This window comes from Streptomyces huiliensis (assembly GCF_020037025.1).
In the GTDB taxonomy this organism is placed as follows: domain Bacteria; phylum Actinomycetota; class Actinomycetes; order Streptomycetales; family Streptomycetaceae; genus Streptomyces; species Streptomyces huiliensis.
This window is the reverse complement of the sequence record NZ_JAIQLH010000176.1, coordinates 1-5,561: the sequence shown is the minus strand read 5'-3', so window position 1 is coordinate 5,561 and position 5,561 is coordinate 1. Positions and strand designations below refer to the sequence as shown.

The 5,561-nt window shown below is 75.2% G+C and carries 6 protein-coding genes; 5 read left to right on the top strand and 1 reads right to left on the bottom strand.

What is annotated here, in order from left to right; all coding sequences use genetic code 11:
* The 4 genes from JNW98_RS25705 to JNW98_RS25690 all read left to right on the top strand — a co-directional run.
* Positions 1-951 (top strand): acetate--CoA ligase family protein (locus tag JNW98_RS25705; protein WP_223770678.1); only part of this gene is annotated, 951 nt, incomplete at its 5' end.
* A gap of 80 nt (positions 952-1,031) precedes the next feature.
* The gene (locus tag JNW98_RS25700; protein ID WP_004949338.1) at positions 1,032-1,619 is read left to right on the top strand and encodes a DUF5998 family protein; all 588 of its coding nucleotides are present in this window, start codon (positions 1,032-1,034) and stop codon (positions 1,617-1,619) included.
* On the top strand, positions 1,619-2,827 hold the full coding sequence (locus JNW98_RS25695) for an alkaline phosphatase family protein (RefSeq protein ID WP_223770677.1): 1,209 nt from the start codon (positions 1,619-1,621) through the stop codon (positions 2,825-2,827). The genes JNW98_RS25700 and JNW98_RS25695 overlap by 1 nt, the downstream gene beginning before the upstream one ends.
* 53 nt (positions 2,828-2,880) lie before the next feature.
* Positions 2,881-3,600, top strand: a complete 720-nt coding sequence (locus JNW98_RS25690) for a thymidine kinase (RefSeq protein ID WP_223770676.1) — start codon at positions 2,881-2,883, stop codon at positions 3,598-3,600.
* Here the strand turns inward: JNW98_RS25690 and JNW98_RS25685 are convergent.
* Positions 3,575-4,372: a VOC family protein gene (locus JNW98_RS25685; protein WP_223770675.1), complete on the bottom strand. Its 798-nt coding sequence runs from the start codon at positions 4,370-4,372 to the stop codon at positions 3,575-3,577. The genes JNW98_RS25690 and JNW98_RS25685 overlap by 26 nt on opposite strands.
* 314 nt (positions 4,373-4,686) lie before the next feature.
* On the opposite strand from JNW98_RS25685, the gene JNW98_RS25680 reads away from it, so the two are divergent.
* Complete coding sequence (locus JNW98_RS25680; RefSeq protein ID WP_223770674.1) at positions 4,687-5,535, top strand: sulfurtransferase; 849 nt, start codon at positions 4,687-4,689, stop codon at positions 5,533-5,535.
* Positions 5,536-5,561 lie beyond the last annotated feature (26 nt).

Sequence of the window (5,561 nt, the reverse complement as noted above, 5' to 3'; positions counted from 1 at the left end):
CTCGCCGAGGCCCTCGCCGCCCCGCCGGAGGACGGCGCTCCGGCGGGCCCCGGCTCGGTCCGCGTCCCCGCGTACCCGGCCGCCGAGCGGGCCGCCCGGGCCCTGGCCCACGTCGCCCGGTACGCCGAGTGGCGGCGGCGCGCCGAGGAGCGGCCCGGCCGGGTCCCCGAGTACGAGGACATCGACGAGGCGGGCGCGGCGGCCGACATCGAGGTGCTGCTCACCGCCCACGGCGTCGCCGAGAGCGGTCCCGGCGGGCCGCACGCCGTCACCCTGTCCGCCGCCGACACCCAGCGCCTCCTCGCCCGCTACGGCATCGCCGTCCTCCCCGCGCTGCCCGCCCCCGACCCGGACGCCGCCGTGGCGGCGGCCCACCGGCTGGGCTTCCCGGTCGCCCTGAAGCCCACCGCCCCGCACCTGCGGCACCGCGCGGACCTGGGCGGCGTCCGCCTCGACCTCGGCGGCGAGGCCGAACTGCTGCGGGCGTACAGCGAGTTGACCGAGCTGCTCGGCAAGCCCTCGGAGACCCGCCTGGTGGTCCAGTCGATGGCCCCGCGCGGCGTCGACACCGTCGTCCGCGCCGCGATCGACCCGGCGGCCGGGGCGGTGCTCTCCTTCGGCCTCGCCGGAGCCCCGTCGCTGCTGCTCGGCGACACCGCGCACTGCCTCGTCCCGGCCACCGACCGGGACGCGGCCGAGCTGATCCGCTCGGTGCGCACCGCGCCGCTCCTCTTCGGCTGGCGCGGCGCCGCCCCCGTCGACACCGGGGCGCTGGAGGAGCTGCTGCTGCGCGTCTCCCGGCTGATGGACGACCACCCGGAGGTGGTCGGCGCCGACCTGGAGCCGGTGATCGTTGCCCAGCACGGCATCCACGTCCTGGGCGCCTCCATACGCCTGGCTCCGCCCCCGCCGCGCGGCGACCCGGGGCCGCGGAGCCTGCCGGCGTACTGAGCCACGGCCGGGGCCGGACCCCGGGCACCGGCCCGGGCATCGGCGGCGGCAGGGGTCCGTACGCCCCGTAGGATGGGCGTATGGCGAAGACCGGTACGACGACCCAGGGGCTGCGCGCGGCGATCGAGCGCAGCGGCTACTACCCGGCCCTCGTGGCCGAGGCCGTGGAGGCGGCCGTGGGCGGGGAGCCGGTCGTGTCGTACCTGGTTCACCAGGAGACGACGTTCGACTCGAACGAGGTCCGCCGCCATGTGACGGTCCTGGTCCTCACCCGTACGCGGTTCATCGTCAGCCACACCGACGAGCAGGCGGCCGACGGCACCTCGCCGTCCCCGTACGCCACCACCTCGACCGAGTCCGTGAAGCTGGACCGCATCTCGTCGGTCGTGGTCAGCCGGGTCGTGGCCAACCCCGAGTCCTACACGCCGGGTGCGCTGCCCCGCGAGGTGGTCCTGACCATCGGCTGGGGCGCGGTCTCCCGGATCGACCTGGAGCCCGCCGCCTGCGGCGACCCCAACTGCGACGCGGACCACGGCTACACGGGTTCCTCGACCGCCGACGACCTCAGCCTGCGCGTCAGCGAGGCCGGCGACGGCCCCGACAGCGTCCGCCAGACCCTCGCCTTCGCCCAGGCGATCTCCGAGGCGACCGCGGTCACCGGCCGCTGATGTCGTACCCGAGCACCGCGGGCGCCGCCTGGCCCGAGCCCGCCCCGCTGGACCCCCGCACCGCACCGCTGCCGCGCTACGGCACCGGTTCCCTCGCCGACCTGCTGCCCGCCGCGGTGGCGGGCATGGGCGTCCCGGGTTTCGGCTCCGGACTGGAACTTGCGCCCGCCGACCGGGTCTGCGTCTTCCTGATCGACGGTCTGGGCTGGGAGCTGCTGCGCGCCCACCCGGCCGAGGCGCCGTTCCTCCACTCGCTGCTCGGCAGCTCGCTGAACGGCACCGGCTCCCCTCTGACCTCCGGCTTCCCGTCCACCACCGCCACCTCACTGGCCTCGGTGGGCACCGGCCTTCCGCCGGGCGTCCACGGCCTGCCCGGCTACACGGTCCTCGACCCGGCCACCGGCGAGCTGATGAACCAGCTGCGCTGGCGCCCGTGGACGGACCCGCACCACTGGCAGCCGTACCCCACCGTCTTCCAGCTCGCGGACGACGCGGGCGTGCACACCTGCCAGGTCTCGGCGCCCGACTTCGAGCACACCCCCCTCACCCGGATCGCGCTCAGCGGCGGCACCTTCCACGGCCGGCTGTCCGGCGAGGACCGGATGGACCTCGCGGCCGCGCAGCTCGGCGCCGCCGACCGCTCGCTCGTGTACACGTACTACAGCGAGGTGGACGGCAAGGGCCACCGCTTCGGCGTCGACTCCGAGGAGTGGCGCGGCCAGCTGATGTACGTGGACCTGCTGGCCCGGCGGCTCGCGGAGCAACTGCCCCCGCGCTCGGCGCTCTACGTCACCGCCGACCACGGCATGATCGATATCCCGTTCACCCCCGAGGCCCGCATCGACTTCGACGAGGACTGGGAGCTCCGCGCCGGCGTCTCGCGGCTCGGCGGGGAGGCCCGGGCCCGGCACGTCTACGCCGTACCGGGGGCCGCCGCCGACGTGCTCGCCGTGTGGCGCGAGGTGCTGGGGGAGCAGATGTGGGTCGCGGGACGCGACGAGGCCATCGAGGCCGGCTGGTTCGGCCCTCCCGGGGCCGGCGTGGACGACCGGGTGTACGCGCGGATCGGCGACGTGGTCGCCGCGGCCCGGGACGACGTGGCGATCGTCGCCACCGAGACCGAGCCCAACGAGTCCAAGATGGTGGGCCTGCACGGCTCCATGACGCCCGTCGAGCAGCTGGTGCCGCTCCTCGAAGTCCGCACCTGAGCACCACCCCCTGTCCTGACCCGCCCCACGAAACGAAAGGCGTTGGCCTTCCCATGCCCGAGCTGGTGTTCTTCTCCGGAACGATGGACTGCGGAAAGAGCACCCTCGCTCTGCAGATCGAGCACAACCGTTCGGCCCGCGGCCTGCAAGGGATGATCTACAGCCGCAACGACCGCGCGGGCGAGGGCAAGCTGTCGTCCCGGCTCGGCCTGGTGACGGACTCCGTCGAGGCGGGCGAGGGGTTCGACTTCTACGCCCATGTGGTCGGCCACCTCTCCGCGGGCGGCCGGGTGGACTACGTCATCGCGGACGAGGCCCAGTTCCTCGCCCCCGAGCAGGTGGACCAGCTGGCCCGGATCGTCGACGACCTCGAACTGGACGTCTTCGCCTTCGGCATCACCACCGACTTCCGCACCAAGCTGTTCCCCGGCTCCCAGCGCCTGGTCGAACTCGCCGACCGCATCGAGGTCCTCCAGGTCGAGGCCCTCTGCTGGTGCGGTGCCCGCGCCACCCACAACGCCCGGACCGTCGGCGGGCAGATGGTCGTGGAAGGCGCCCAGGTCGTCGTCGGGGACGTCAACCAGCCCGAGGCGGTGGTGGGTTACGAGGTGCTGTGTCGTCGTCACCACCGCCGGCGCCTCACCGCGGCGGCGGCCCGGGCCGCCGCGCTCTCCCCGGACGTGCTGCCCGTGGACCCCGAGCCCGTGGACCCCGAGCCGGCGGACCGCGAGCCGGCGGACGGGGTGGCTAACGGGGTGACCGCACCAGCGTGAGGACGGCCCCCTCCGGGTCCGCGACCGACGCCGTCCGCCCCGCCGGCCCGTCCTGCGGGGCCTCCAGCACCCGCCCGCCCAGCTCCTCCGCGCGCCGGACGGCGGCGTCGGTGTCGGCCACCTCGAACCACGTCGTCCAGTGCGGCCGCCGCACCGCCGGTCCGACACCGCGCACGGAGGCGACCGGCCGGCCGTCCAGGTGCAGGGTGAGCCGGTCGCAGTCGACGGAGTCGGCCGGCTTGATCTCGTAGGGAAAGAGCGCCTTGTAGAACTTCACGGCGACGGCCGCGTCATGGGTCAGCAGCTCGTGCCACACGGCCGTCCCCGGCGCTCCCGGCTCGTGCGCCTCCGGCGGCTCGTGCGCCTGCCGGACGCCGAAGGGGGCGCCGGCCGGGTCGGAGGCCAGGACGAGGCGGCCCGCGTCCCCGGTGGCGATGGGACCCACCCCCACCGTGCCCCCCGAGCAGTGGATCCACTCCGCCGTCACATCGGCGTCGTCGCTGGCCAGATAGGTGGTCCAGGCCCTCGGCAGCCGCCGGTCGGGCGGCAGTTCGCCGAGCCCCGCGACCTCGCGGCCGTCGAGGGTGGCGCGGACGCAGGGGCCGAGCCGGCACGGCCCCGGGCTGTCGTAGCTCCAGCCGAAGAGGCCGCCGTAGAACTCCTTCGTGGCCCCCAGGTCGTGCACCAGCAGGCTCGTCCAGCACGGGGTGCCCGGGACATGCCGGACCCGCCCCTCGCTCCGCCGCGGGGCGGATCCCCAGACCTCGGTCATCGTCGCTCTCTCCTCGGACCATCGTGGTGGCCGCGCGGCGCTCCCATGGCCTGACGGCACGGGCGGAACTCCCGTGGACCGCTGCGCGCGGGGTGGTGCTGGGACGGTGCCTGAGCAGATGGTTGCACCACCGGTCGTGTCATGCCCCCCGGCCGCGCCGGATGACACTGGTTCCCGTGGGATCCAGCAGGAAGAGGCCGGAAATCGCGTTTCGCTTCCGTTTCGGGGCTCTTGCCGTTCAGTATCGATCGGTCGTGCGCTGTCCCGCCAGGGTGCCTGTCGGACGCAGGGGTGGCTACGCCAGGATGTCCGGCATGAATCCGATCATCAGCGCAAGGGAATTGGCGGAGCTGCTCGCGGTGGGGGAGCGGACGCCCCGACTGCTGGACGTCCGCTGGCAGTCGAGCGGCCCGTCGTGCCGCCCGGAGTACGCCGCCGGTCACCTTCCCGGGGCCGTCTACCTGGACCTGGAGGACGAGCTGACGGGCCCCAAGGGCCCCCAGGGGTCCGGCTGCCGCCACCCGCTGCCCGACCCGGCCGCCTTCGGGGCCGCGATGCGCCGCGCGGGCGTCTCCGCTGACGCCGACGTGATCGTGTACGACGGCGGCCAGAACTGGGCCGCGGCGCGCACCTGGTGGCTGTTGCGCTGGACGGGTCACCGGTCGGTGCGCGTGCTCGACGGCGGACTGGCCGCGTGGACGGCCGCGGGAGGCGAACTCACGGACGAGGTACCGGAGGTCGCCGAGGGCGACTTCGTCCCGGCGCCGGGCGCGGTGCCGCTGCTCGACGCGGACGGCGCGGCGGCGCTCGCCCGCCGGGGCGTGCTGCTGGACGCCCGAGCGGCGGAGCGCTACCGCGGCGAGGTGGAGCCGCTGGACCCGGTCGCGGGGCACATTCCGGGCGCGCTCTCCGCCCCGACCACCGAGAACGTGGACGCGGACGGGGTGTTCCGGCCCGCCGCCGAGCTGGCCGGGCGCTTCTCCGCGTTGGGCGCGGTGCCGGGGGCCGAGGTCGGCGTCTACTGCGGGTCCGGGGTCTCCGGCGCCCACGAGGTGCTGGCGCTGGCCGTGGCGGGCGTGCCGGCCGCGCTGTACGCCGGTTCGTGGAGCGAGTGGACGGCAGATCCGTCCCGTCCGGTGGCGACGGGAGCGCAGCCGGGCTGAGCGGGGCCGCGCTCGGACTCCCGGGC

What these genes read in the sequence shown, in the direction of transcription:
- JNW98_RS25690 (WP_223770676.1), top strand. Translation starts at nt 2,881, where the DNA reads ATGCCCGAGCTGGTGTTCTTCTCCGGAACGATGGACTGCGGAAAGAGC.
- JNW98_RS25700 (WP_004949338.1), top strand. Translation starts at nt 1,032, where the DNA reads ATGGCGAAGACCGGTACGACGACCCAGGGGCTGCGCGCGGCGATCGAG.
- JNW98_RS25695 (WP_223770677.1), top strand. Translation starts at nt 1,619, where the DNA reads ATGTCGTACCCGAGCACCGCGGGCGCCGCCTGGCCCGAGCCCGCCCCG.
- JNW98_RS25680 (WP_223770674.1), top strand. Translation starts at nt 4,687, where the DNA reads ATGAATCCGATCATCAGCGCAAGGGAATTGGCGGAGCTGCTCGCGGTG.
- JNW98_RS25685 (WP_223770675.1), bottom strand. Translation starts at nt 4,372, where the DNA reads ATGACCGAGGTCTGGGGATCCGCCCCGCGGCGGAGCGAGGGGCGGGTC.